The 24,904-nt window shown below is 67.7% G+C and carries 19 protein-coding genes; all 19 read left to right on the top strand.

The features are described 5' to 3' along the window. Positions 1–86 precede the first annotated feature (86 nt). The 19 genes from K5K93_RS09785 to K5K93_RS09695 all read left to right on the top strand — a co-directional run bounded on the left by K5K93_RS09785 (position 87) and on the right by K5K93_RS09695 (position 24,896). Positions 87–1,973: a S8 family peptidase gene (locus tag K5K93_RS09785; protein ID WP_222390794.1), complete on the top strand. Its 1,887-nt coding sequence runs from the start codon at positions 87–89 to the stop codon at positions 1,971–1,973. Positions 1,974–2,108: 135 nt separating this feature from the next. Beyond that, the gene (gene gspE / locus K5K93_RS09780; RefSeq protein WP_093818846.1) at positions 2,109–3,830 is read left to right on the top strand and encodes a type II secretion system ATPase GspE; all 1,722 of its coding nucleotides are present in this window, start codon (positions 2,109–2,111) and stop codon (positions 3,828–3,830) included. Positions 3,831–3,854: 24 nt separating this feature from the next. After that, complete coding sequence (locus K5K93_RS09775) at positions 3,855–5,075, top strand: type II secretion system F family protein (protein WP_093818847.1); 1,221 nt, start codon at positions 3,855–3,857, stop codon at positions 5,073–5,075. Between the two features lie 49 nt (positions 5,076–5,124). Beyond that, positions 5,125–5,568, top strand: coding sequence for a type II secretion system major pseudopilin GspG (gene gspG, locus K5K93_RS09770; RefSeq protein ID WP_032951922.1), 444 nt, complete (start codon positions 5,125–5,127; stop codon positions 5,566–5,568). A gap of 6 nt (positions 5,569–5,574) precedes the next feature. Next, the gene (locus K5K93_RS09765; protein ID WP_222390793.1) at positions 5,575–6,069 is read left to right on the top strand and encodes a GspH/FimT family pseudopilin; all 495 of its coding nucleotides are present in this window, start codon (positions 5,575–5,577) and stop codon (positions 6,067–6,069) included. After that, the gene (locus K5K93_RS09760; RefSeq protein ID WP_222390792.1) at positions 6,066–6,485 is read left to right on the top strand and encodes a prepilin-type N-terminal cleavage/methylation domain-containing protein; all 420 of its coding nucleotides are present in this window, start codon (positions 6,066–6,068) and stop codon (positions 6,483–6,485) included. The genes K5K93_RS09765 and K5K93_RS09760 overlap by 4 nt, the downstream gene beginning before the upstream one ends. Then, the gene (locus K5K93_RS09755; protein WP_222390791.1) at positions 6,482–7,114 is read left to right on the top strand and encodes a type II secretion system protein J; all 633 of its coding nucleotides are present in this window, start codon (positions 6,482–6,484) and stop codon (positions 7,112–7,114) included. Before K5K93_RS09760 ends, K5K93_RS09755 begins: the two co-directional genes overlap by 4 nt. Continuing rightward, entirely contained in the window at positions 7,111–7,974 is an 864-nt protein-coding gene (locus K5K93_RS09750; RefSeq protein ID WP_222390790.1) for a type II secretion system protein GspK, read from the top strand. The genes K5K93_RS09755 and K5K93_RS09750 overlap by 4 nt, the downstream gene beginning before the upstream one ends. After that, positions 7,971–9,140 carry a PilN domain-containing protein gene (locus tag K5K93_RS09745; RefSeq protein WP_222390788.1) on the top strand — a complete coding sequence of 390 codons (1,170 nt, stop codon included), beginning with the start codon at positions 7,971–7,973 and terminating at the stop codon, positions 9,138–9,140. Before K5K93_RS09750 ends, K5K93_RS09745 begins: the two co-directional genes overlap by 4 nt. Continuing rightward, a complete protein-coding gene (gspM, locus tag K5K93_RS09740; RefSeq protein ID WP_261311968.1) occupies positions 9,121–9,807 on the top strand; it encodes a type II secretion system protein GspM in 687 nt (228 codons plus the stop codon). Before K5K93_RS09745 ends, gspM begins: the two co-directional genes overlap by 20 nt. Next, positions 9,797–10,585, top strand: a complete 789-nt coding sequence (locus K5K93_RS09735) for a general secretion pathway protein GspN (protein WP_222390785.1) — start codon at positions 9,797–9,799, stop codon at positions 10,583–10,585. Before gspM ends, K5K93_RS09735 begins: the two co-directional genes overlap by 11 nt. A 9-nt stretch (positions 10,586–10,594) precedes the next feature. Continuing rightward, positions 10,595–12,808, top strand: a complete 2,214-nt coding sequence (gene gspD / locus K5K93_RS09730) for a type II secretion system secretin GspD (RefSeq protein WP_222390784.1) — start codon at positions 10,595–10,597, stop codon at positions 12,806–12,808. A 602-nt stretch (positions 12,809–13,410) separates the two neighbouring features. Continuing rightward, positions 13,411–14,265, top strand: a complete 855-nt coding sequence (locus tag K5K93_RS09725) for a glycosyltransferase (protein WP_222390783.1) — start codon at positions 13,411–13,413, stop codon at positions 14,263–14,265. Next, on the top strand, positions 14,262–15,101 hold the full coding sequence (locus K5K93_RS09720; protein ID WP_222390781.1) for a glycosyltransferase family 2 protein: 840 nt from the start codon (positions 14,262–14,264) through the stop codon (positions 15,099–15,101). The genes K5K93_RS09725 and K5K93_RS09720 overlap by 4 nt, the downstream gene beginning before the upstream one ends. Positions 15,102–15,210: 109 nt before the next feature. Further along, positions 15,211–16,407 (top strand): nicotinate phosphoribosyltransferase, encoded by a 1,197-nt coding sequence (pncB, locus tag K5K93_RS09715; protein ID WP_222390779.1) that lies wholly within the window; start codon positions 15,211–15,213, stop codon positions 16,405–16,407. Between the two features lie 136 nt (positions 16,408–16,543). Then, positions 16,544–17,728 carry a UDP-N-acetylglucosamine 2-epimerase (non-hydrolyzing) gene (wecB, locus tag K5K93_RS09710; RefSeq protein ID WP_093818859.1) on the top strand — a complete coding sequence of 395 codons (1,185 nt, stop codon included), beginning with the start codon at positions 16,544–16,546 and terminating at the stop codon, positions 17,726–17,728. Next, complete coding sequence (locus K5K93_RS09705) at positions 17,725–19,926, top strand: cellulose biosynthesis cyclic di-GMP-binding regulatory protein BcsB (protein WP_222390776.1); 2,202 nt, start codon at positions 17,725–17,727, stop codon at positions 19,924–19,926. The genes wecB and K5K93_RS09705 overlap by 4 nt, the downstream gene beginning before the upstream one ends. A gap of 6 nt (positions 19,927–19,932) precedes the next feature. Beyond that, positions 19,933–22,080 carry a glycosyl transferase family protein gene (locus tag K5K93_RS09700; RefSeq protein ID WP_222390773.1) on the top strand — a complete coding sequence of 716 codons (2,148 nt, stop codon included), beginning with the start codon at positions 19,933–19,935 and terminating at the stop codon, positions 22,078–22,080. Then, complete coding sequence (locus K5K93_RS09695) at positions 22,077–24,896, top strand: hypothetical protein (RefSeq protein ID WP_222390771.1); 2,820 nt, start codon at positions 22,077–22,079, stop codon at positions 24,894–24,896. Before K5K93_RS09700 ends, K5K93_RS09695 begins: the two co-directional genes overlap by 4 nt. The last annotated feature ends 8 nt before the right edge of the window (positions 24,897–24,904 follow it).

Here is a 24,904-nt window from a genome sequence, read left to right as displayed (position 1 = left end):
CCTGGTGGGCCAGCCAGGGCAGTCGCAGGGAGTGATGGCCGTAGTGAGCTCCGTCCGTGCAACGGGCGGAGAAGGAAAGCTCAACCATGACCTTGAAGAGGATTTCGAACGTGACCAAGAAGCAGACCCTTCGCATCAATGTGCTGGCTGCCGCCGTGTTGTCGCTGACTGTCGGCGTCGGTGCGGCGCATGCGGCCAAGCCGGGCGTGGCCAAGGAACCGGCGCGCGTGGCCAGCACTGCCCAGCAGAGCGTGGACGGCATCATCGTGAAGTACCGCAACGGCACCGCGGCCGCCAGCGATCGTTCGACCAAGCTCTCGGTCGTGCAGTCGGCACTGTCGCGTGCCATCGTCAGCAGCGGCACCACCAGCCGTGCTGCGGCACTTTCCCCGCTGGTGGAGCGCAAGCTCGGTACCGGTGGCGACCTGATCCGCCTGAAGTCCCGGCTCGGCTCGGCCGACATGCAGAAGGTACTGGCTGAACTGAATGCCGATCCGTCGGTGCAGTACGCGGTGGCCAACGTGCGCCTGCAGCGCTCGGACCTGCGTGCCACCAATGCGCAGCCGGCACTGGTGCCCAACGATCCCAACTACGCGCAGTACCAGTGGAACTTCTTCAACGCCACCGGTGGTGTGAATGCACCGGCCGCGTGGGATCTCTCGCAGGGCGAGGGCATCGTGGTCGCCGTGCTCGATACCGGCATCCTGCCGGGCGTGCCGGATTTCGGCAGCAACCTGCTGGAAGGCTACGATTTCATCAGTGACAAGGAATCCTCGCGCCGCCCGAACGATGGCCGCGCACCGGGCGCCACCGATTACGGCGACTGGGTGGAAACGGCCAACGAGTGCTACACCGGTTCCGAACCGGAAGGCAGTTCCTGGCACGGCACGCACGTGGCCGGCACCATTGCCGAGGTGACCAACAACGGCAGTGCCCTGGCAGGCCTGGCCTACAAGGCCAAGGTGTTGCCGGTGCGCGTGCTTGGCAAGTGCGGCGGCACCCTGGCCGACATCAGCGACGCCATCACCTGGGCGTCGGGCGGCACCGTGCCGGGCATTCCGGCCAACACCAATCCGGCGGAAATCATCAACATGAGCCTGGGTGGTGGTGGCGCTTGCGATGCCGCCTACCAGGACGCGATCAACGGCGCCGTGTCGCGCGGCACCCTGGTGGTGGTCGCGGCCGGCAATGAAACCGACAACGCGTCCAAGTACCGTCCGGCCAGCTGCAACAACGTGGTGGCGGTGGGTGCGACCCGTGTCACCGGTGGCATCACCTATTACTCCAACTACGGCACCGCGGTCGACCTGTCGGCCCCGGGCGGTGGCGGCAGTGTCGACGGCAACCCGAACGGCTACATCTGGCAGGTCGGTTCCAGTTCGGAAACCACCCCGGACGCCGGTGAGTGGGTACTGATGGGCAAGGGCGGTACCTCGATGTCCTCGCCGCACGTTGCCGCGGTGGCTGCCCTGGTGCAGAGCGCGCTGATCGCCAAGGGCAAGGAGCCGCTGGCCCCGGCCGCGCTGGAAACCCTGCTCAAGCAGTCGGCGCGCAAGTTCCCGGTGACCATCCCGGCGGCCACCCCGATCGGTACCGGCATCCTCGATGCCAAGGCCGCACTGGATGCCGCGCTGAAGGAGCCGTGCACCGAGAACTGCGAGCCGGAAGGCATTCCGCTGACCAACAAGGTGACCGTGGGTGGGCTGGCCGGTGCGGCCGCCAGCGAAACCGTCTATACCTTCGAAGCGGCGGCCGGCAAGACGCTGAGCGTGCTGACCTACGGCGGCAGCGGCAACGTATCGGTGTACCTGGCGCAGGGCCGCGTGCCCACGGCCACCGACAACGATGCCAAGTCGACCCGCCCGGGCAATACCGAAACCGTGCGCGTGGCCAAGCCGGTGGCCGGTACCTACTACATCAAGGTGGTGGGTGAAGCGGCTTACAGCGGGGTGAGCATCCTGGCGACCCAGTAATCGCCGACTGTCGTAAATGAACAAGCGAGGCCCGTTACCTGTGTGACGGGCCTCGTCTTTTCACGAAAGAAGAATCGGAGCGGGTGGAAACCACGGCTTAACTGCTAAAGTCGGGACGATCGACAGGAGAGTCATGTGAACGCGCTCGCTGCCACTGCCATCGACGATACTGAAGGCCGCATCCTCGATGCGCTGCTGGCACGTGGTCGGCTCAAGGAAGGAGATCTGGCGCGTGCGCGGCCGCTGCATGCCGAAGCCGGTGGCAGCCTGCTTGGCTTGCTGGTACGGCTTGGGCTGGTGTCCGAACGTGACCAGGCGCAGGCCAGTTCCGATGTGCTGGGGCTGCCGCTGCTGGAAGCGCGTCAGCTGCCTGAATCGCCGCCGCAGGCGCTGGCCGAAGGCCTGCCGCTGTCGCTGCGCTTCCTCAAGCAGTTCCACGTGTGCCCGCTGGCGCTGGATGAACACGGCGTGCAGCTGTGGTTGGCCGACGCCCACGATCCTTACCCGCAGCAGGCCGTGCAGTTGGCGCTGGGTGTACCGGTCACGCCGCTGCTGGGCATGCGCGCGGAGATCGATGATCTCATCGAGCGCTGGTTCGGCCAGGGCCGCAGTGCGATGGGCGCGATCGTGGAAACCGCCGATGGCGAAGGCGGCGCAGTGGACGATATCGAGCACCTGCGCGATCTCGCTTCCGAAGCGCCGGTGATCCGCCTGGTCAACCTGGTGATCCAGCGCGCGGTCGAACTGCGCGCGTCGGACATCCACGTCGAGCCGTTCGAAAACCGGCTGAAGGTGCGTTACCGCGTCGATGGCGTGCTGGTCGAAGGCGAGAGCCCGCCGGCCAACCTGACCGCCGCGGTGATCAGCCGCATCAAGATCATGGCCCGGCTCAACATCGCCGAGCGCCGCCTGCCGCAGGATGGCCGCATCATGCTGCGCGTGCAGGGCAAGGAACTGGACCTGCGTGTCAGTACGGTGCCCACCGCGCACGGCGAAAGCGTGGTGATGCGCCTGCTTGATCGCGAGACGGTGGTGTTCGACTTTCATCGGCTGGGCTTCACCGATGCCTTCCTGCCGCAGTTCCGCAAGGTGCTTGAACAGCCGCACGGCATCCTGCTGGTGACCGGCCCCACCGGGTCGGGCAAGACCACCACGCTGTACACCGCGTTGAGCCAGCTCAACACCGCCGACGTCAAGATCATCACCGTTGAGGATCCGGTCGAGTACCAGATCGAAGGCATCAACCAGATCCAGGCCAAGCCGCAGATCGGGCTGGATTTCGCCAATGCCCTGCGCAGCATCGTGCGCCAGGATCCGGACATCATCATGATCGGTGAAATGCGCGATCTGGAAACCGCGCGCATCGCGATCCAGTCAGCGTTGACCGGCCACCTGGTGCTGTCCACGCTGCACACCAACAATGCCGCAGGCGGCATCACCCGCCTGCTCGACATGGGCGTGGAAGATTATCTGCTCACCTCCACCATCAACGGCATCCTGGCCCAGCGCCTGGTGCGCCGGCTGGAGCCGACCCACGCTGAACGCTACGAAGCTTCGCCGGAAGAGATCGAGCGCTTCGACCTGCGCCGCCTACAACCGGATGGAACAATCCATCTGTATCGCCCGAAGCCTTCGGCGCTGGCGCCGACCGGCTACCTGGGGCGCACCACCATCATGGAATTCCTGGTGATGAACGACGCGCTGCGCCGTGCGGTGATGCGTCGCGATGGCATGGGCGAGATCGAGCGCATCGCCCGCGAAGCCGGCATGCGCACCATGTACGAGGACGGCCTGAGCAAGGCCCTGAGCGGGCAGACGACCCTCGAGGAAGTCCTGCGCGTGACCGAGGAAGGCTGATGCGCGTGCAGGGACGACGCTGACATGCCGAACTACCGTTACAAGGCACTGAACCCACACGGTGAAGTGTTCGACGGACAGATGGAAGCGGCCAGCGAGGCCGAGCTGGTCGCGCGCCTGCAGGACCAGGGCCATCTGCCGATGGAAACGCAGCTGGCCGACGGTGGCGCGGTTGGCGGCAGCAGCTTGCGCGGCCTGTTCCGCCAGCGTCCGCTGCAGGGCGCGGCATTGCTGCAGTTCACCCAGCAGCTGGCCACCCTGCTCGGTGCCGGGCAGCCGCTGGACCGCGCGCTGTCGATCCTGCTCAGCCTGCCCGAAGACGAGCGCTCGCGCCGCGCGATCACCGACATCCGCGACGTGGTGCGCGGGGGCGCGCCGCTGTCGACCGCGCTGGAACGCCAGCACGGCCTGTTCTCGCGCCTGTATGTGAACATGGTGCGCGCCGGCGAAGCCGGTGGCAGCCTGCACGAGACGCTGCAACGCCTGGCCGATTACCTCGAACGCAGCCGTGCGCTGCAGGGCAAGGTGATCAACGCGCTGGTGTACCCGGCGATCCTGCTGGTGGTGGTGGGCGGTGCGCTGCTGTTCCTGCTGGGCTATGTGGTGCCGCAGTTCGCACAGATGTACGAAAGCCTGGACGTGGCGCTGCCGTGGTTCACCAACCTGGTGCTGCAGCTGGGCCTGTTCGTGCGCGACTGGTGGGTGCTGCTGCTGGTGGTGCCGGGCGTGCTGCTGCTGCTGTTCGAACGCAAGTCGCGGCAGCCCGCGTTCCGTCTGGCGCTGGATGGCTGGCTGCTGCAGCGGCGCGGCATTGGCCGCCTGCTGGGCGAGCTGGAAACCGCACGGCTGGCGCGTACCCTGGGAACGCTGCTGCGCAACGGCGTGCCGCTGCTGGGGGCACTGGGCATCGCCGGCAACGTGCTTGGCAACCGCGCCCTGGCGGCAGACCTGGAAACCGCCGCCGACGAGGTCAAGAACGGCACCGGTCTTTCGCTGGCGTTGTCGCGCGGCAAGCGTTTTCCCCGTCTGGCCCTGCAGATGATCCAGGTCGGTGAGGAGTCCGGCGCGCTCGATACCATGCTGCTGAAAGCTGCTGATACCTTCGAACAGGACAGCGCCCGCCGCATCGACCGCCTGCTGGCGGCGATGGTGCCGGCGATCACCCTGGTGCTGGCCTCGGTCGTCGGCGCGGTGATCGTGGCCGTGCTGGTGCCGTTGTACGACCTTACCAACGCCATCGGCTGACGATGGCCTCCTTCGCAACCCCGACATCCCGTACCTGAAAGGACCGACCATGATTGCTTCCCGTCGACCGATCCGCCTTTCCTTCACCGCCGCACGCCACCAGTCGGGCATGAGCCTGCTGGAGATCATCATCGTCATCGTGCTGATCGGCGCGGTGCTGACCCTGGTCGCCAGCCGCGTGCTCGGCGGCGCCGATCGAGGCAAGGCCAACATCGCCAAGGCGCAGGTGCAGACCGTTGCCTCCAAGGTCGACAACTACCAGATCGACACCGGCAAGCTGCCCGCCTCGCTCAACGACCTGGTGACCGCACCGGCCGGCGTCGGTGGCTGGCTGGGCCCGTATGCCAAGCCTGCCGACCTCAACGACCCGTGGGGCCACGCGCTGGAGTACCGCGCACCGGGCGAGGGCCAGGCATATGAACTGATCAGCCTGGGCAAGGACGGCAAGGCCGGCGGCAGCAGCGTCGACGCTGACATCCGCTACCAGCCGTAAGCACGCATGCTGCTTTTCCTGCCGCGCCGGCTGTCACGCCCGCGCCTGCTCGGCAGGCGCGCGGCAGGCCTGTCGCTGCTGGAAATGCTGCTGGTGATCGCGTTGATCGCGGCCATCGGCCTGATCACCGCCGCTGGCATGTCGCGCGGCTTTGCCGGCATGCAGCTGCGCAGTGCCGGCAAGGACATCGCCAACCAGCTGCGCATGGTGCGCGCGCAGGCCATTGCCCGCGGCGAACCGCAGCGCTTCGTGATCGAACCGGCGCAGCATCGTTGGCAGGGCGCCAGCCAGCGCCACGGCGAAGTGCCGGCCAAGCTGAAGGTGCAGTTCGAAGGTGCCGCGCAGTTGGCCACCGCGCCCGGCCAGGGCGTGATCGAATTCCATCCCGATGGCGGTTCCAGCGGCGGCCGCATCCGCCTGCAGCTGGACAGCGCCGAGTGGCGCATCGATGTGGGCTGGCTGACCGGTGAAGTCCGTTCCGGACCGTGGCGGGCGCAATGAGGTCGCGCGCCCGTGGCTTCACCCTGCTGGAAGTGATCGTTGCCTTCGCTTTGCTCGGGCTGGCGCTGACGCTGTTGCTGGGCAGCCTGTCCGGTGGCGCGCGGCAGGTGCGTGATGCCGAGCTGCGCACGCGTGCGGTGCTGCACGCGCAGTCGTTGCTGGCCGCCGCCGGGGTGGAAGCACCGCTGCAGGCCGGCAGCCAGCAGGGCGAGTGGGAGCAGGGGCGTTATCACTGGCAGCTGCAGGTGCAGCCCTGGGCCGAGCCGCGCAATGGTGCGCTGCCCGCTGCGCAGTCGCCGGGCGCACCCTGGCTGGCGGAACTGCAACTGCAGGTGCGTTGGGGCGACAGTGAACGCGAGCAGTTGCGCTGGCGCAGCCTGCGTCTGTTGCCGCCCGCGCTGGAGAATGCGCGATGAGGCGCCGCGCGCGGGGCTTCACCCTGGTCGAAGTGATGCTGGCCACGGTGCTGCTGGCAGGCGGTCTGGCGTTGGCGTTCGCCAGCGTGCGCTCGGCGATGGCGATCAGCCAGCGCGGTGAGCAGATTGCCGCGCAGAGCGAACGCATGCGCGCCGTGCAGGCCCTGCTGCGGCGGCAGCTCGCCAGTGCCCTGCGCAGCCCGCTGGAAGTGCCCGATCCCACCCGCGAACCGGTATTCTTCCAGGGCGACGATCAGGGCATGCAGTTCGTTGCCGACCTGCCGGGCTATCTCGGTCGCGGCGGCCCCTACCTGCATGCGCTGCAGGTGGATGGCGCAACCGGCCACCGCCGCTTGCTGCTGGAGCTGGTGCTGCTGCAGGAAGGCGAGCGCATCGAAGAGAATCCGCCGCGCCCGCCCGAGGTGCTGGCGGACGAGTTGAAGGACGTAAGGCTGCGCTACCGCGGTGTCGACGCCAGCAACGGGCAGCTGACCGAATGGTTGCCACGCTGGGAGGACACCCGGCGCCTGCCATTGCTGGTGGAAGTGCAGATCGTGCCAGCCAGGGGCACGCCGTGGCCGCCGCTGGTGGTGTCGCTGCGGGCCGGTGGCAGCGGAGGTGCGCGATGAAGCGTCCACGTGGTGCCGCGCTGGTCCTGGTGCTGTGGCTGATCGCGCTGATGACCGCGCTGGTCGGCGCCTTTGCGCTCAGCGCACGGGTCGAACACCTGCAGCAGCGGGTGCTCGGTGACGACGCACGCGGCCAGGAGCGCGCCCGTGCCGGCCTGGAATACGCGTTGCTGCGGCTGCAGCCGGACCCGCAGCGTCCGCCGTGGCAGGCTGATGGCCGCGCCTATCGCTGGCAGTTCGACGACGCCCGCATCGAGATCCGGGTGCTGGACGAGAACGGCAAGATCAACCTCAACCTGGCCGATGCGGCCCTGCTGTCCGCATTCATGCAGGCACTGGGCGAGCCGGCAGAAAGCGCCAGGCAGCTGGCCGGTGCGATCATCGACTGGCGCGACGAAGACAGCCTGCTGCAGCCCGGTGGCGGTGCCGAGGCGCCGGAGTACGCCGCCGCAGGCCTGCCCTTTGGCCCGCGCAACAAGCGCTTTGAAACCCTGGGCGAACTGCAGCGGGTGCTGGGGATGCGCGGGTCGCTGTATGCCGCGATGCTGCCGCACCTGACGCTCTACAGCAGGCAGGCGCGCCCGGATCCACGTTTCGCCAGTGGACCGGTGTTGACGGCATTGGGCCTGGATGCGGAACAACTGCTGGCGCAACGCGCCCAGCAGGAGCGTGACGGAGATAACGATGCGGGTGCATCGACGCTTGCCAGCGGCAGTGGCACCTATAGTATCGAGTCCCGTGCCACTGACGGCAGCGGACGCCTGTCGGTGCTGCAGGCGGTGGTGCGCAACGGATCGGGCGGGGTGCCCGGCCGGACCTACACAGTGCTTCGCTGGGAGCAGGGAATGGCAGCAAGATGACGGCGTGGCAGGACAGTCTGCGGCAGGTGCAGGGCCAGATCGGCCCCGGTGCCGGCCGTTTCCTGCGCTGGTGGCGGCAGTCGTTGCTGGCCTGGGTGCCGATGCGTTGGCAATGGGCACTGGGCTGGTCGCAGACCCGCCTGCTGCTGCAGTGCGAGGACGGGCAACTACAGGTCTGGCGTGAAACCGGCGACGGTCTCGAGCCCGTGGCCCGCCTGCCTTGGCCGCTGCAACCGGTGGACCTGGACCGGGTGCTGGAGCCGCGCCTGCGCAGCCTGCCACGGGTGTGGCTGCTGCCGGCCGGGCAGGTCCTGCGGCGCACTCTGCGTCTTCCTGCCGCCGCCGCTGACCGCCTGCGTGCGGTGGTCGGCTACGAGATCGACCGGCAGACACCGTTCGAAGCCAGCCAGGTCAGCTATGACATCCGTGAGCTGGGCAGTGCCGGCGAAGGCCTGCTGCAGGTGGAGCTGGTGGCCTGGCCGCTGCGCCAGCTCGATGACTGGCGCGCGCAGATCGGAGCGTGGGCCGACGTGCTGGCCGGTGTCGATGCGATCGATGCCCAGGGCCGCGCGCTGCAGGTCAACCTGCTGCCGCCCGCGCAGCGTCAGCAGCGACCGGACCCGATGCGGCGCTGGAACCTGCTGCTTGCCATGGCTGCGCTGGTGATGCTGGTGCTGGCGGCGATGCAGTTGCTGGACAACCGTCGTGACGCCGTCGACGCACTGCGCGCAGACGTCGAGCGCAGCGCCCGCAGTGCACGTGGCGTGGCCAGCGAACGCAGCCAGCTGCAGGCGCTGCTGGATGGAGCGGCGTTCCTGGAGGCACAGCGCAACCAGCGCGCCAGTACCGTCGAAGTCTGGAATGAACTGACCCGGCGCCTGCCCGATGGCACCTACCTGGAAAAACTGGCGATCGAGAACAACAGCCTGCAGTTGATCGGCCTCAGCAGCGAAGCATCGCAGCTGGTCACGCTGCTGCAGGACGCGCCGCAGTGGCGCAAGGTCAACCTTACCGGCGTGCTGCAGGCTGACGGTGCCGCCAGTGGCCGCGACCGCTTCACCCTGACCGCCGAGCTGCAGCCATTGCCTTCGGCGGCAGCGGCGCCGGCACCCGCCCCGACTGCAACCACGGAGGCGGCCGATGCCGATGCCAAGCGCACGCCGTGACCGCTGGCTGGCACTGGCACTGCTGTTGGCAGTGCTGGGCCTGGCCTACCTGCTGCTGGTGCACCCGTGGTTCACCCAGCCGCTGCTGGCGATCGATGCCGATGCCGCCGCTCTGCGCGAGCGCCAGCTGCGCGTGCAGGCGCAGCTGCAGCAGCAGCCGCAGATCGAACAGCGGCTGCGCGCAACCCGCGACGCCCTGCAGCAGCGCCCGGGGTTCCTGCAGGAAGCCACCGCCGAGGCCGCTGCGGCCGCGCTCGGCGCACGCCTGCAGGATGCGGTGGCGATGGCCAGCCCGGGCAACCGCAGCTGCACCATCAGCAACCGCACGCCGTTGAGCGACAACCGTCGCGATGCTGCGTTCGTGCGTGTGGCCATGCAGGTGCGCCTGCGCTGTGGCGTGGCCGAACTGGCTACCGTGCTGCACAGCCTGGAGACCGGCAGCCCGCGCCTGTTCGTGGACAACCTCAACCTGATCGCACAGCGCTTCCAGCAATCGCCCAACGAATCCGGCCTCGGCCTGGATGTGTCCTTCGAGCTGGCCGGCTACCTGTTGCCGGCGGCTGCTGCCGATCCCTCGACAGCACCCGTGGCCACGCCGCCGGCACCTGTGCCGTCACCGGCGGAGCAGCCTGCTGCCGATGCGCAGGAGGTGGCCGATGAAGCTTGAGCAGATCAGCCTGCGCACCGGGCTGTTGCTGGCGCTGGCCGGATGGGCCGCAGCGATCTGGCTGGCCACGGGCTTCGGTCTTGGCAGCCAGCTGCCCACGGTCAGTGCGGAGGGCGACGCGCAGGCCGCGCTGCCGGCGCTGCCCGCGCTGGCGCCCGAACGCATGGCCGGTGCAGATAGCTACAGCGCGATCAGCGAACGCCCCCTGTTCGCCGAAGACCGCAAGCCGCGCCCCTATCTGCTGGGCGGCAGTGAAGCCACCGCCAGTCCGGCACTGCGCCTGACCGGCGTGCTGATGACCGGCGACTTCAGCATGGCCACCTTCACCACCGAGCAGGGCCGGTCGCTGCGCCTGCGCCTCAACGGCGATGCAGTCGATGGCTGGCAGCTGGTGGCATTGGAACCGCGCCAGGCCACGGTGATCGGCTCCAGTGGCAGCCAGGTGCTGGAACTGGCCGTGTTCAATGGCCAGGGCGGTGAAGCGCCGACCGCGCTGCGCGGAGCCACTGGCACACCGCCTGTGCCTGGCGCGGTGGTTCCGCCGCCGCCACCGCCGCCAACGCCCAGCCAGACGCTGCCCACCCCCCGTGCCGCCGATGGCAACGCGGCTTCCGCCTCGCCTGCACCGGCCGCGGCCGCCGCACCCCCTGCAAACACCAACGGTCCCAGCGAAGCGCAGATGCAGGCCATCCGCGAACGCATCCAGGCCCGCCGCCGTCAGCTGCAGCAACAGCAGCAACAACCGTCGCCGCCCCCGGGCGATGGCACCAACCGATAGAGTGAATGCATGAATCTGCGTTTTCTTCCCTGGTCCTTCGCCCTGACGCTGCTGGTCGGCTGCAGCACCGTGTCGGCCCCGCATGTGCAACGCAACGGCAACCTGCAGCCCTCGGCCAGTGCCGGCCAGGCTGCCGTCGATGCGCAGACCGAGGCGGCCGACCAGGTGCAGGGGGCGCCGCAGGCGGTGATCCGCCGTGGCACCGGCACCATGATCAACCGCGAAGCCGCGCGCAAGCCATCACCCGCGCTGCATGCGGCCAGTTCCGGTGAGGCGACCTTCAACTTTGAAGGCGAATCGGTGCATGCGGTGGTCAAGGCCATCCTCGGCGACATGCTCGGCCAGAACTACGTGATCGCCCCGGGCGTGCAGGGCACGGTGACGCTGGCCACGCCCAAGCCGGTATCGCCGGCACAGGCACTGAACCTGCTGGAGATGGTGCTGGGCTGGAACAACGCCCGCATGGTCTACAGCGGTGGCCGCTACAACATCGTCGCCGCCGACCAGGCACTGGCCGGCACCGTGGCGCCGAGCACCGCGCCGGCCTCCAGCGCACGCGGCTTTGAAGTGCGCGTGGTGCCGCTGCAGTTCATCTCCGCCACCGAGATGAAGAAGGTGCTGGAGCCCTACGCGCGGCCCAATGCCATCGTCAACGTCGACAGCGGCCGCAACGTGATCACCCTCGGCGGTACGCGTGCGGAACTGGAGAACTACCTGCATACCGTGGAGATCTTCGACGTCGACTGGCTCTCGGGCATGTCGGTGGGCGTGTTCCCGATCCAGTCCGGCAAGGCCGAGCAGGTTGCGGCCGATCTGGAGAAGGTCTTCGGCGAGGAGAGCAAGACGCCCAGCGCCGGCATGTTCCGTTTCCTGCCGCTGGAAAACGCCAATGCAGTGCTGGTGATCACCCCGCAGGTGCGCTACCTGGACCAGATCCAGCAGTGGCTGGACCGCATCGATACCGCCGGCGGCAGCGCGCGCCTGTTCTCGCATGAACTGCGTTACATCAAGGCACGCGACCTGGCCGAACGCCTCAGCGAAGCCTTTGCCAGCAGCGGCAACCGCGGCGGCTCCGGCTCGGCATCGCTGGCCCCGGGTGCCATTCCGTCGCAGCTGGGCAGCGAGGGCGACCGCGGTATGGACACGGGCAACAGCAGCAGTTTCAGCAACCAGGTCGGTGGCGGCAGCAGCAGCGGTAGTGGCAGCAGCGCCGGCAGCCTGAACCTGCCGCAGCGCCAGTCGGGCAACGTCAGCATCAGCCTGGAAGTGGAGGGCGATCGTGTCGGCGTGTCGGCGGTGGAAGAAACCAACACGCTGCTGGTGCGTTCGACGCCGCAGGCCTGGCGCTCGATCCGCGAGGTGATCGAAAAGCTGGACGTGATGCCGCTGCAGGTGCACATCGAAGCGCAGGTGGCCGAAGTCGGGTTGACCGGCGACCTGAAGTACGGCGTCAACTGGTTCTTCGACAATGCCGTGGCGGGGCGCGCGCTGACCGGCGCGCTGTCCGGGTTGACCCTGCCGGCAGCGGCGGGCGGCTCCTGGAACACCTTCGCCGGTGCGGTGACCGGCACCGATGGCGCCAACTGGGCGTTCACCGGGCACAACGGTGCGGCCGTGGTCAGCGCGCTGGACAAGGTCACCGACGTGCGCCTGCTGCAGACGCCCTCGGTGTTCGTGCGCAACAACGCCGAAGCCACCCTCAACGTGGGCGACAAGGTGCCGATCAACACCACCACGGTCAACACCGGCATCGGCACCAGCAGCTACAGCTCGGTGCAGTACATCGACACCGGCGTGATCCTCAAGGTGCGCCCGCGCGTCACCCGTGACGGTACGGTGTTCCTGGATATCGTGCAGGAGATCAGCAGCGCATCGGACGTGCCGGAGAACTGCAATCCGCAGGAGCGCAACTGCAATCCGCGCATCTCCACCAAGAAGCTGGCCACCGAGGCGGCGGTGCAGAGCGGGGACACCATCATGCTGGCCGGCCTGATCACCGATTCGGCCACCGATGGCAGCAGCGGCATTCCCGGCCTGAGCCGGATTCCGGTACTGGGCGCGCTGTTCGGCCAGAAGAGCCGCACCAGCCGTCGTTCGGAAGTGATCGTGCTGCTGACCCCGACCATCGTCCGCAACGGCCAGGAAGCCCGCAACCTGACCGACGAGTACAGCCAGCGCTTCCGCGCGATGGAGCCGCTGAACCAGCCGCGCGCAAAGAAGTAAGGGGGGGAGGGCAGGGCTGTGCGCCCTGCACCTGCCGAAGCAACAGCAACAGCGACAGCAACGGCGGGTATTCCGTGGGTTGGCGGGGCGGTGTCGGATTGCGGGGACGCCGCAAGTACGTCCCTGTAGGCTTGGCAGCCGCATCCATGCGGCTGACACCCCGCAATCCGACACCGCCCCGCCTTCGACAGTTTCCCGGTGGCCAGTAGATCCGCGCCATGCGTGGATGAATCTCTGTCAGATTTCAAAGAGTGGGGTCAGATCCGTTTTCCCAAGGAAAACGGATCTGACCCCAATTTTTTTTGTTCCCGATACCTGCATGTGCCGGCCAGCGGCCGGCACTACCAGGAACAGGCCAGACAGGTCGCGGAAATCTGTCGAAGGCGGGGTGGGTCCGGTGGCGGGGGTGTCCGCGGCATGGATGCCGCGGCCAGGCCTCCAGGGATGGATTCACGGCGTCCCCCGCCACCGGCCCCCACCCCGCCATTCCCAGGAAGCCAGCTTTTGCTGTTGCCGTTGCTGCGGCCTCTGCGGGTGCGGGTGCAAACCGGCCGACACCCACCCGATGCTACGCTGTGGCCACCGACAACCACGGAGGCGGGATGGGGGCGATCGTGTTGTTGCCGCTGGGCGTGGACGACGCGGTACTTGACCGCTGCCTGGCCGCGCTTGATGCCGGTACCGCAGCGGGGACATCGATCTGGCTGGCCGATGACGCGCAGGCCGGGCCACGTGCACAGGCGGTGGTTGAACACTGGCTGGCCCATACGCCGTTGCAGGCCGAATACACCCGCCGCGCCAGGCCACTCGGCGAGGTTGCCCACCTGGACGAAATGCTGCGTGCCTGCGATGGCCTGGACGTGGCGGTGCTGGCCCCGGACAGCGTGCCCGCACCGGGATGGCTGCAGCAGCTGCAGGCCACGTTTGCGCGCGACGCGGCCATTGCCACGGCCACGCCATGGTGCAACGTGGGCGAAACCGCGGCATGGCCGCGGCTGGGCGAGCTCAACCCCGAACCGGGCGACCCGGCGCTGTTGGCCCATGTCTGCGCCGCACTGCCGAGCCTGCATCCTGAACTCCCTTCGGCGGTCACCCACGCCGTGCTGGTGCGCGCCAATGCACGGCGGCGCGCCGGTGGCCTGGATGCAGAAAGCTACCTGGGCTGGAACGCGGCGCTGGTCGATCTGAGCCTGCGCATGGCTGGTCTCGGCTGGCGCAACGTGTTGTGCGAAAACGCCTTCGTCAGCCGTGCCAGTGAAGCGCCCAGCCGCGACGGCGATCTGGAAGCACTGGCCGCGCGCTGGCCGGGGTGGGTGCCGCGGCTGGCTGACTTCCTGATGCACGACCCGCTGCACACGCTGCGCCAGGACCTGCAGCACGCCTTGCAGCAGGCGATAATGCCGCGCGGGCAGGGCGACCTGTTCGTCCCGCCATCACCGTTGGAGCCGCCTGTTTGAATTCTGCCATTGCCGCCATCGTCGTCACCTACCAGAGCGGCAGCACCATCGAGGCCTGCCTGTCGCGGCTGCGCCAGGCGCAGGACGTGGCCGAGATCCGGGTGGTCGACAATGGTTCGCTGGATGACACCCTGGAAGTCGTGCAGCGCCACGCCAGCCACGATCCGCGTGTACGTTTCATCGCCAACCCGGACAATCCCGGTTTCGCTGCGGCCAACAACCAGGGCGTTGCCGATTCTCGCAGCCCGTGGCTGGCCTTCATCAATCCCGACCTGATGGTCGAAGTGGATACGCTCTCCGCATTGCGTGACCGCGCCAATGCGGTGGGCGACAGTCTGCTGGGGGTGGAGCAGGTGGACGAACACGGGCAGCCCGATGACGCGGTGCGGCGCCGTGATCCGGACTTCCTTGCCATGCTGCGCTCACCCGGTCGTGGCGCGCGGTTGGCCATTGCCCGCGACCCGGCGCAGCCGTTGCAGCAGGTGCCGGCGTTGTCCGGTGCGCTGCTGCTGATGCCCCGTGCCCTGTTTGATCGCATCGGCGGCTGGGATGCCGGCTACCGGCTGCACGCAGAAGACCTGGACCTGTGCCGCCGCGTGCGTGAGGCCGGTGGCGTGGTTGCCATCGCCAACGACCTGAAGGTGACCCACGTGCGCGGGGTGTCCAGCCGCTCGCGCCCGTTCTTCGTTGAATGGCACAAGCATCGCGGGCTGTGGCGCTATTTCAGCAAGTTCGAAGCGCCGCAGCGGTCGTTGCCGGTGCGGGTGGCGGTGTGGGGGGCGATCTGGGCCCATGCACTGGTGCAGGTGCCGAGGTTGCTGCGCAGGTCGCTGTAACGCGCTGCCACAGGATCATCCACACATGGCGTGGATCGACTGCAGAGCGCGTGAGGGCGCCACCTCCACCACGGACCCCGGTTCACCCGAACGGGCGCATAATTCCCCCATGCCTATCATCCAGTCCCTGCTCGACACCGACCTGTACAAGTTCACCATGATGCAGGCGGTGCTGCACCAGCACCCCGGCGCGCAGGTTCAGTACCGTTTCAAATGCCGCACCCCCGGTATCGAACTGGCCCGCTACATCAACCAGATCGATGAGGAGATCGACCACCTGTGCAGCCTGCGCTTCAGCAATGAAGAGCTGGATTACATGCGTGGCCTGCGCTTCGTGAAGCCCGATTTCGCCGACTTCCTCGGCCTGTTCCACCTGGACCGCAAGTACATCCAGCTGCGCGCGTCGAAGACGGTGCCCGGCGAGATCGAACTGGACATCACCGGTCCGTGGCTGCACACGATCCTGTTCGAAGTGCCGCTGCTGGCGATCATCAACGAAGTGTGGTTCCGCAACACCACCACGGCGGATTTCGCCGAAGGCGAACGCCGCCTGCAGGCCAAGGCCGCGCTGCTGCGCGATACCGCTGGCTTCGAGCAGTGCCGCATCGCCGACTATGGCAGCCGCCGCCGCTACTCGCGCGATTGGCATGCCCGCCTGCTGCCGCTGCTGCGCGATGCGCTGGGCCCGCAGCTGGTCGGCACCAGCAACGTGCACTTCGCGCGCCTGTACGGCATGACGCCGCACGGCACCATGGCCCACGAGTACCTGCAGGCGTTCCAGGCACTGGGCCCGCGCCTGCGCGATTCGCAGGTGGCGGCGCTGGAGTCGTGGGCGCGCGAGTACCGCGGCGACCTTGGCATCGCCCTGTCCGACGTGGTCGGGCTGGATGCGTTCCTGCGCGACTTCGACATGTATTTCTGCAAGCTGTTCGACGGCGTGCGCCACGATTCCGGCGACCCGTTCGACTGGGGCGACCGCATGCTGGCCCACTTCCAGCTGCGCCGCGTCGACCCGCGCAGCAAGGTGCTGGTGTTCAGCGATGGGCTCGACATCACCAAGGTGATGCGCCTGTACGACTACTTCCGTGGCCGCTGCCAGGTGGCGTTCGGCGTGGGCACCCACCTGACCAACGATCTGGGGCCGACCCCGCTGAACATCGTCATCAAGATGGTCCGCTGCAATGGCCAGCCGGTGGCCAAGCTCAGTGACTCGCCGGGCAAGAGCATGTGCGACGACCCGGGCTACCTGTCCTACCTGCGGCAGGTGTTCGAATTGCCCCCTGAAACGGATCGCAGCGTCACATAGTGACGCTGCGCGTCAGGTTGCTGCATCCAGCTTGCTGTGCACCTTTGTGATGTGCATCACATTTACGTGGCCGAACTTCACGAGATCGCTTACGATCCGCGTACAGGATGTTTGCAGGTCTTGAGGGAGTTCTGCGGTGAAGGTTCTTTCTGTGTTCGGTACCCGTCCTGAAGCAATCAAGATGGGGCCGCTGGTAAAGGCGCTGGGTGAGGCGCCGGATATCGAATCCATCGTCTGCACCACAGGCCAGCATCGGGCGATGCTGGACCAGGTGATGTCGCTGTTCGAGATCACCGCCGATCACGATCTTGATGTGATGGTTCCCAACCAGACCCTCAACGGCCTGTGCGCCAAGCTGTTCGAGCGCCTGGATGCGTTGTATGCGCAGGTGCGACCCGATCGTGTGCTGGTCCACGGTGATACCACCACGGCGATGACCGCTGCGGTCGCTGCCTTCCATCACCGCATTCCGGTGGGACACGTCGAAGCGGGCCTGCGTACCGGCGACATCAGCCGGCCGTGGCCGGAAGAGATGAATCGCCGCGTCATCGATGTCGTCTCTGATTTCCTGTTTGCCCCCACACCAAGTTCCCGCGCCAACCTGGAACGCGAACACCTCGGCGGCAGGATCCTGGTGACCGGAAACACCGTCATCGACGCCCTGCAGCAGACCGTACAGCAGCTCGATCGCGACCCGGCACTGCGCGCCCGCGCCGATGCGCCCTTCCAGATGCTTGATCCCGAGCGTCGCCTGCTGCTGGTCACCGGCCATCGCCGCGAGAGCTTCGGCCAGGGCTTCCTGGACATCTGCCGCGCACTGGCCGAGCTGGCCCAGCGCGAAGACCTGCAGGTGCTCTATCCGGTGCACCTCAACCCCAACGTGCAGGGCCCGGTGAATGCCGAGCTGGGCCATCTGGGCAACGTGCACCTGGTGCCGCCGCAGGATTACCTCAGCTTCGTGCGCCTGATGCAACGCGCCGACGTGATCCTTACCGACTCCGGCGGTGTGCAGGAAGAAGCGCCAGCGCTGGGCAAGCCGGTGCTGGTGATGCGCGATGTAACCGAGCGCCCGGAGGCGGTCGATGCCGGGGTGGTGAAGCTGGTCGGCACGGCGCCGACGCGGATCGTCGATGCCGTCAACGCCGCGTTGCAACAACCATCACATGCAACCCGTTTCGACCCCGACGCCAGTCCTTACGGTGATGGCCGAGCCAGTGCGCGCATCGTCGCCGCCCTGCGCGGACATCCACTGCCCGAATTTGCTACCGGCCACCGCAGTGCCGGCCCTGTTCCCACCCCTCTACAAGAAGTGACGCCATGACCCAGACCGGCCGACGTAGCTTCCTCGTTGTTTCCTCCGTGCTGGCCCTGGCGAGCTCCGCTGCCGCTGGCGCTGCCGACAGCGCCGCCGGCCAGTTCACCGAATGGACCGGGGACAGCACGGTAAGCCGGCAGATGACACTTCGCCAGCTCGGCTTCCGCCAGCCGCTGGTGCTCAGCGGGCAGGAGAGCCAGCGCGAGGTCTACCTGCCCGTACCTGTGGGCGTGCCGACCCGCGATGCGCAGCTGCAGCTGGATGGCCGCTATGTGCGTGGCCATGCCGGGCGCACGTCCGGGCTGTGGTCGGTCGATGGCGATCCGATGGCGGCACGTTCGATCACCGATGCGCAGGGCGACGCCAGCCAACTGCTGGCCATTGACGGCGAGCCTCGCGAGAACGGCTTCGTCCGCGTCGGCGTGGGCTGGTGGTCGATCGTTTCCGACTACCGCTGCGCGGACCAGAGCGCGCCAGCCAACGTGCTGCGGCTGTCGCCGGATTCGCGCTTCAGCTATCGCTTCGATGGACGTGCGGTGGACACCGTGGCCAAGGCCTGGGGCGCACTGCCGCCGCGCGTGCGCCTGCTGGTGGAGGGCAAGGCGCTGCAGGCATCGACCTACGATGCGGCGTGGCGCATCGGTGCTGCGCTGCAGACCGGTGGCAAGCAGGTGGACGTGGTCGCGCTGCCCAAGGTCGGCGACAGCGTGGACCTGACCGGCATCAGCATTCCCGCCAGCCTGCAGGGCGTGCCTGCCTATGCGGCGCTGGCGGCCGGTGAGCGCGCGCACGCGATCAGGGATCTGGCCGAAGTCGGCGCGCTGTTGTCGCTGCGTGACAGCGGCCCGCTCGCCGCCGATGTGATGATCGGCAGCGATGCGCTGCGCAATGGCGTACGCGCTGCACTGGATGCGCTGGCCGTGCAGGTCGGGGCCAGCGGCGCCGATGCCGCCAGCGCGTTCAGCGCCTGGCGGGTGGCCGACATGGCGGCATTGGAAAAGCCGGTGGCAAATGCCTCCGTGAGCGTCACCACTGTCGCCGGACGGCCGACCCTGGTGGTCGACCCGGCGGCCGGTGGCAAGGTGGCAGGGTTGTTGTCCGAGCAATGGCGCAACTATGCGCTGGGACGTTCGCTGCAGGTCACGCAGGCGGTCGCGCCGGTGATGGAAGGGGACCGGGTGCTGCTGAGCCGGCTGGGCAACATCGCCGGTACGCAGGACATCGTCACTCGTGGTGATCGCAGCGCCACCTTTGAACTGGGTGCATTGTCGGCCGATGGCCGGTTGCCGGAAGAAGTGGTGCTGGATGTATCGGCTGCACCCAATGCCGCCGGGCAGGGCGCGGTTGCGACGATCTACTTCAACGACTACCTGCTCGGGGCCAAGGTGCTGTCGGCCGATGGCAAACCGCAGCGGCTGGTTGCCAAGGTACCCACCTACGCGCTGTCGGCCCGCAATGAAGTGCGGGTCAGCTTCCTGCGACAGCCGGCGCGGCCCTACTGCCACGATCCGGCCACTGCGTTCCCGGTGTCGATCCTCCCCAGCAGCCACCTGAAGCTGGCCAAGCGCACGCTTGGCGCAGACTTCATCGGCGCGGCCAGCCAGCTGGCGCATGCCAATGAAGTGTTCGTGCCGGCTACCTGGCTGCAGGATGCACCGTCCTCGCTGGCCAAGGTCATCGCCATTGCCAGCGCGGTGGGTGCATCGCCGGAAGCGGCCAGCCTCAAGGTAGTGGATGCGGGCGCGGCGATCAGCCCGACCAGGCCTTACCTTGCCTTCGCCCTGGCGCCGTCCGGCGTCTCCCTGGCGGGCCTGAAGAACGGCCAGCTGGTGATTGCCGGCAAGCCGCAGCCGCTGCTCGACCTGAGCGGCCTGCAGCGGGCGGCCGCCGTACAGGTCGCCTCGGCAGGCGGGCAGATCGGTGTGCTGTACAGCGACCTGGGCACCGAGGGACCGGTGCTGGCTGCGCCGTTCCGGTTGCTGCGGGGTGACTTGGCGGTGATCGATGGCAGCGACGTCGTCCGCGATTTCGACAGCCAGGACCCCTATGGTTCGCGTATCGCCCAGGAGGGCAATCCGCAGTCGAAGTGGGAACAGCACATGGTGTGGCTGCTGCTGCTGGTCGGCGTGGTGGTGTTCGCACTGGCCGCTGCCCGCATTACCCAGGTCCGCCGTCGCCGCAAGTCCGCCAACGTCGGGCACTGACCGGACGTGGACGGTCTGTTCTGGAACATCCAGCTGGCCAACTACTACGCTGCCCTGGAGACAGTGGCAGCGGCGGTGGCCGTGCTGATCCTGATTTCCAGCCTCGATGACCTGTTCATCGATATCTGGTACTGGGTCCGCGAAAGCTGGCGCACGCTGACGGTCAAGAAGCGCCGTGAGTACAAGCCGCTGACCCAGCAGGACCTGCTGCAGCGCCCGGAACAGCCGCTGGCGATCATGGTGCCGGCGTGGATGGAATACGACGTCATCGCGCAGATGGTGGAGAACATGATCGATGTGCTCGACTATCGCGAGTACATCGTGTTCGTCGGGACCTATCCCAACGACCAGCAGACCATCGATGAAGTCGAGCGCATGCGCCGACGCTACAAGCGCCTGCGCCGCGTGGAAGTGCCGCATGACGGCCCCACCAGCAAGGCCGATTGCCTGAACTGGTTGATCCTGTCGATCTTCGACTACGAAAAGCGCCACGACATGGAGTTCGCTGGCGTCATCCTGCACGACAGTGAAGACGTGCTGCACCCGATGGAACTGCGTTTCTTCAACTACCTGCTGCCACGCAAGGACATGATCCAGTTGCCGGTGACCTCGCTGGACCGCGAGTGGTACGAACTGGTGGCGGGCGTGTACATGGACGAGTTCGCCGAATGGCATGCAAAGGACCTGGTGGTCCGCGAGAGCGTGTCCGGCATGGTGCCGTCGGCAGGCGTGGGCACCTGTTTCTCGCGACGTGCGCTGCTGGCGCTGAGCGAGGCCACCGGCAACCAGCCGTTCAATACAGACAGCCTGACCGAAGACTATGACGTCGGCGCACGGTTGGCGGCGATGGGAATGCACTCGATCTTCGCCCGCTTCCCGGTGCAGTTCCTGGTGCGGCGACCGTCCTGGTTCGGCTGGGGGCCGGTGCGTGAGCGCACCCAGCAGATGGCGCTGTGCGTACGCGAGTATTTTCCCGACAACTTCCGTGCGTCCTACCGGCAGAAGGCGCGCTGGGTACTGGGGATCGGCCTGCAGAGCTGGGAAACGCTGGGCTGGCGCGGCTCGCTGGCGACCAAGTACCTGCTGGCGCGCGACCGCAAGGGCATCATCACCTCTTTTGTCAGCATCATCGCCTACCTCATCTTCCTGCAGCTGCTGCTGTTCTGGCTGCTGAAGGTGACCGGTGTGTGGAAGCTGCAGTACCCCAGCGTGTTCCAGGCGGGCAGCTGGCAGATGAACGTGGCGTTGCTGACCACCGCTGCCCTGGCCACCCGCGTGCTGCAGCGCTTCTACTTCGTCAACCGGCTGTATGGCTGGGAACACGCGTTGATGTCGATCCCCCGCATGGTGGTCGGCAACATGGTCAATTTCATGGCCACCGCGCGCGCATGGCGGATGTTCCTGGCGTATCTGTTCTTCGGCAAGCGCATGGTCTGGGACAAGACCATGCATGATTTCCCCGATGCTGCGGCACTGGTGCAGACCCGCAAGCGCCTGGGTGAACTGTTGACCACCTGGCAGGCCATCGAGCCCGAGCGCCTTGAACAGGCCCTGCAGCAACAGCAGGGCGGACGCCAGCAGCCCTTGGGCCGGATCCTGTTGTCGCAGGGCTGGCTGGATGACGAAACGCTGGCCGAGGCGATTGCCTTCCAGGGCGATATGCAGCGTGCGGTCATCGACGTCGATTACCTGGCCCGGGGCGGATTCCCGGTCAGCGTCGATGCCTGCGTGCAGTGGCGCATGCTGCCGCTGCCCCCGGTGCAGGAGGGCACCCTGCGCCTGGCTGTGGCCAATCCGTTGTCGGAGGCCGCGCTGGACCTGTTGAAGCAGGAAACCGGCAACACCCAGGTCGAGCAGAGCATTGCCCGCGAAAGCGAGATCAACGCCGGCCTGCGCATGATCAGTGGTGCCGAGCTGTGGCGCATCGATACCGTGCCGTTGCTGGGCGACCTGCTGGTGGAAATGCGCCTGATCGACCACGCCCACTTCGAGATCGCACTGGATGAGTACAAGCCCCAGCGTGATGGACGCATCGGCGACTACCTGGTCAAGCGGGGCATCGCCACCGAAGACGCCATCGCCCAGGCAATGGAAGAACAACGCCGCCGCGCGGCGATGCTGCAGTCGCCGCCTCCCGGAGTTGAAACGGTATGAAGACCTCGCTGCTGTCCACCTTCATCGCCGTCGCCCTGGCGGCCGCTGCTCCGGCATACGCGCAGGCCGACGTGCCATTGCCGCTGTCCGGGCCCGCCTACCGCATGGCCGAGCAGGCGTTCGCCGCCTACGAGCGTGGCGATTACAACACGGCCCTGCGACAGGCCGGCGAAGCGTCGCGGCTGCGCCCGGACGTGGTGCGCCTGCGGTTGCTGCAGATCTATTCGCTGCAGAAGCTCGGTCGCAGTGATGAGGCACGCCAGCAGGCGCGGCGTGCGCTGGATGCGGGCCTGAAGGATCCGGCATTGCCGGGCCTGGCCACCGCGCCGGCAGCCGCTGCCGGCAGCGGCGGTGGTACCCGCGCCGTGCCGGCGGCACGACAGACACCGGCTGAGCGCGCTTACCAGCAGGCATTCGCCATCGCGACCGAAGCCTATACCGCCTACAACAACGACCAGATGGCGGTGGCCGCCAGCAAGGCCGAACAGGCGTTCCGCCAGCAGCCGCAGCAGGGTGCGTGGGCGATGCTGTGGGTCGCCTCGCTGGAAGCGCAGCAGCAGTTGGAGCAGGCCGACGCTGCGGCGGCTACCGCACTGCAGCTGGGCGCACCGAATGTGGCCGATCTGCGCGCCAAGCGCGTGGCATTGGGCCGCCAGCGTGCGGTGAAACCGGCACAGGAGGGCTACCAGGCGCTGATATCGCAGGATTTCCGGGCCGCCGTCGGGTTCGCCCGCGAAGCGGTGGCACGTGCGCCTGACGTCGCCTCGCACCGCCTGCTGCTGATGACCACGCAGTTGCTCGATGGGCAGCTGGCAGAAGCCGAGCGCACCGCCGACCAGGCCCTGGACAACGATGCCGACGATACCGTTGCCCTGGTGATGCGGGCCTATCTGCGCCAGCGCCAGGGCAACACTGCACAGGCCAACGCCGATTTCGACGCGGCCCTGCAGCAGGACTGGCTCGATGACCAGCAGCGCCGCAACGTGCGCCTGCTGGCGGTGGACGCCGCAGTGGCTGCCGGCGATCGCAGCCGTGCCACCGCGCTGCTGGCGCCGCTGCAGGCCGATCCCCTGGACGACGTAGAGGCGTCCTCACGCCAGGGCATCCGCGAGGCGGTGACCCAGCGCGAAAAGGCGATCCGTGGCGCACGCGCCGGCCAGACCCTGACGCTGCAGTCCTATCCGGCGCCGTTCCAGCAGTGCCGCGATACGCCTTACGGCACCCAGTGCGAACTGATGCCCGCCGATCTGCAGGGCGAAGGCGGCCCGGCACAGCGCGCCTATGCGGCCTATGGCCGGCAGGATTACCAGCAGGCCATCAGCGAAGCGCGCCAGGCCGTGCAGGAAACTCCGGACAGTGCGACCTTGCAGGGGCTGCTGACCACGACCCTGGCCGCCGGCAACCGCAGCCAGCAGGGCGAGGCGCGCCAGCGCCTGGACAGCGCGCTGGCCACCCACCCTGATGATGCGGGCCTGCTGATGCAGCGTGGCTACCTCAATCAGGCCGCGCGCGAGCCGGCGCTGGCGCTGGCTGACTTCCAAGCCGCCGAGGCCACCGGCAAGGCGCCCAGGACGGTGATGATGGACCAGGCCTATGCCAGTGCCGCCAGCGGCGATCACCGCCAGGCCGTGACCCTGCTGCGCGGCGCGATCGACGCTGCCGACGCCGGCCAGCTGCCACTGGACAAGGCGCAGCGCTACAACACGCGCAGCGCCATCGCCGGCTACTCGCGCGACTGGGGCGTGACCGCTTCGGCCGGCTACCGCGGGTCGCGCCAGGCGGCCACCAACCTGGGCGGGGCATCGATCAGCACGCCCGGCGCTTCGGTGTTCAGCACCCTGGAAGCCTTCTGGCGGCCGCAGGCCACCAACAACCAGCACGGCACGCTGGAAGCCTACGCACGTATCGCCAATACCTTGTACGACGAAGGCGGTACGTTCGAATCGTTGCTGTTCACCGACCCCTGCACCGGGCAGGCGACGCCGGACAACCGTGAACGCGCCGAGCGCCTCAGCCGTTCGCGTTCGATCGCCGGCTGGCCGTCCACCGTCGGTTCGTTCGGCGTGCGCTATGCCTTCGGCCAGACCGGCCTCAGCGTCGGCCTGGAACGCCGCCAGTTCCTCGGCAGCGCGACCCGGCGCGGCGGCATCTACGCCGACTCCGCCGCCATCCGCTGCCAGATCCAGATCGAATCCGAACGCCCGCTGCAGGCCAACCTGCTGGCCCGTTACCGGCTCAACGACAGCGCCGGTGGCTGGATGACCTACGCCACCTACGGGTTCTACAACGGCACCGGCGTGCGCACCGACGTCAGCCAGTGGTGGACCGTCAGCGGCTATGCCCAGGCCGGCCTGAGCTGGGATGACAACCGCGCCCACTTCACCGTTGATGCGCTCGATGCCAACGGTGCCCCGTCCCAGCGCGTAAGCGAATCCAATGGTCGCCTGCGTCGCCAGCAGGCCTTTGCCGCAGCCGAACTTCGCGCCGGGCGCAACTATCGCTTCGGTGCCGACCAGACCCGCTGGCTGGTCACCCCGTACCTGGTGCTGGGCGCGGACTGGCAGGACCAGCGCTCGCGGGTGCGCGGCATCGACTATCCCGGCATCGGGCCGCAGTCGTTCAACCTGTCCGACACCCAGCGCAGCTGGTCGCTCGGGGCCGGTCCTGGCGTCGGCGTCCGTTACTGGTTCCGCGAAGACCACTACAACGCGGCGCGCTCCTACCTGGACCTGTCGGTGTCTTACCGCTTCGCCATCGGCGGCGGCGATACCCAGCGGGCCAAGGGACTGTTCGCCACTGCCACCCTTTACTACTGATGCTGCAT

Origin of the sequence: Stenotrophomonas sp. DR822 (genome assembly GCF_019793815.1) — a bacterium.
Classification (GTDB): domain Bacteria; phylum Pseudomonadota; class Gammaproteobacteria; order Xanthomonadales; family Xanthomonadaceae; genus Stenotrophomonas; species Stenotrophomonas indicatrix.
The sequence above is the reverse complement of the archived record's forward strand: the minus strand, read 5'-3'. Positions and strand labels throughout refer to the sequence as shown.

What these genes read in the sequence shown, in the direction of transcription:
- K5K93_RS09785 (WP_222390794.1), top strand. Translation starts at nt 87, where the DNA reads ATGACCTTGAAGAGGATTTCGAACGTGACCAAGAAGCAGACCCTTCGC.
- K5K93_RS09775 (WP_093818847.1), top strand. Translation starts at nt 3,855, where the DNA reads ATGCCGAACTACCGTTACAAGGCACTGAACCCACACGGTGAAGTGTTC.
- gspG (WP_032951922.1), top strand. Translation starts at nt 5,125, where the DNA reads ATGATTGCTTCCCGTCGACCGATCCGCCTTTCCTTCACCGCCGCACGC.
- K5K93_RS09765 (WP_222390793.1), top strand. Translation starts at nt 5,575, where the DNA reads ATGCTGCTTTTCCTGCCGCGCCGGCTGTCACGCCCGCGCCTGCTCGGC.
- K5K93_RS09760 (WP_222390792.1), top strand. Translation starts at nt 6,066, where the DNA reads ATGAGGTCGCGCGCCCGTGGCTTCACCCTGCTGGAAGTGATCGTTGCC.
- K5K93_RS09755 (WP_222390791.1), top strand. Translation starts at nt 6,482, where the DNA reads ATGAGGCGCCGCGCGCGGGGCTTCACCCTGGTCGAAGTGATGCTGGCC.
- K5K93_RS09750 (WP_222390790.1), top strand. Translation starts at nt 7,111, where the DNA reads ATGAAGCGTCCACGTGGTGCCGCGCTGGTCCTGGTGCTGTGGCTGATC.
- K5K93_RS09745 (WP_222390788.1), top strand. Translation starts at nt 7,971, where the DNA reads ATGACGGCGTGGCAGGACAGTCTGCGGCAGGTGCAGGGCCAGATCGGC.
- gspM (WP_261311968.1), top strand. Translation starts at nt 9,121, where the DNA reads ATGCCAAGCGCACGCCGTGACCGCTGGCTGGCACTGGCACTGCTGTTG.
- K5K93_RS09735 (WP_222390785.1), top strand. Translation starts at nt 9,797, where the DNA reads ATGAAGCTTGAGCAGATCAGCCTGCGCACCGGGCTGTTGCTGGCGCTG.
- gspD (WP_222390784.1), top strand. Translation starts at nt 10,595, where the DNA reads ATGAATCTGCGTTTTCTTCCCTGGTCCTTCGCCCTGACGCTGCTGGTC.
- K5K93_RS09725 (WP_222390783.1), top strand. Translation starts at nt 13,411, where the DNA reads ATGGGGGCGATCGTGTTGTTGCCGCTGGGCGTGGACGACGCGGTACTT.
- pncB (WP_222390779.1), top strand. Translation starts at nt 15,211, where the DNA reads ATGCCTATCATCCAGTCCCTGCTCGACACCGACCTGTACAAGTTCACC.
- K5K93_RS09705 (WP_222390776.1), top strand. Translation starts at nt 17,725, where the DNA reads ATGACCCAGACCGGCCGACGTAGCTTCCTCGTTGTTTCCTCCGTGCTG.
- K5K93_RS09695 (WP_222390771.1), top strand. Translation starts at nt 22,077, where the DNA reads ATGAAGACCTCGCTGCTGTCCACCTTCATCGCCGTCGCCCTGGCGGCC.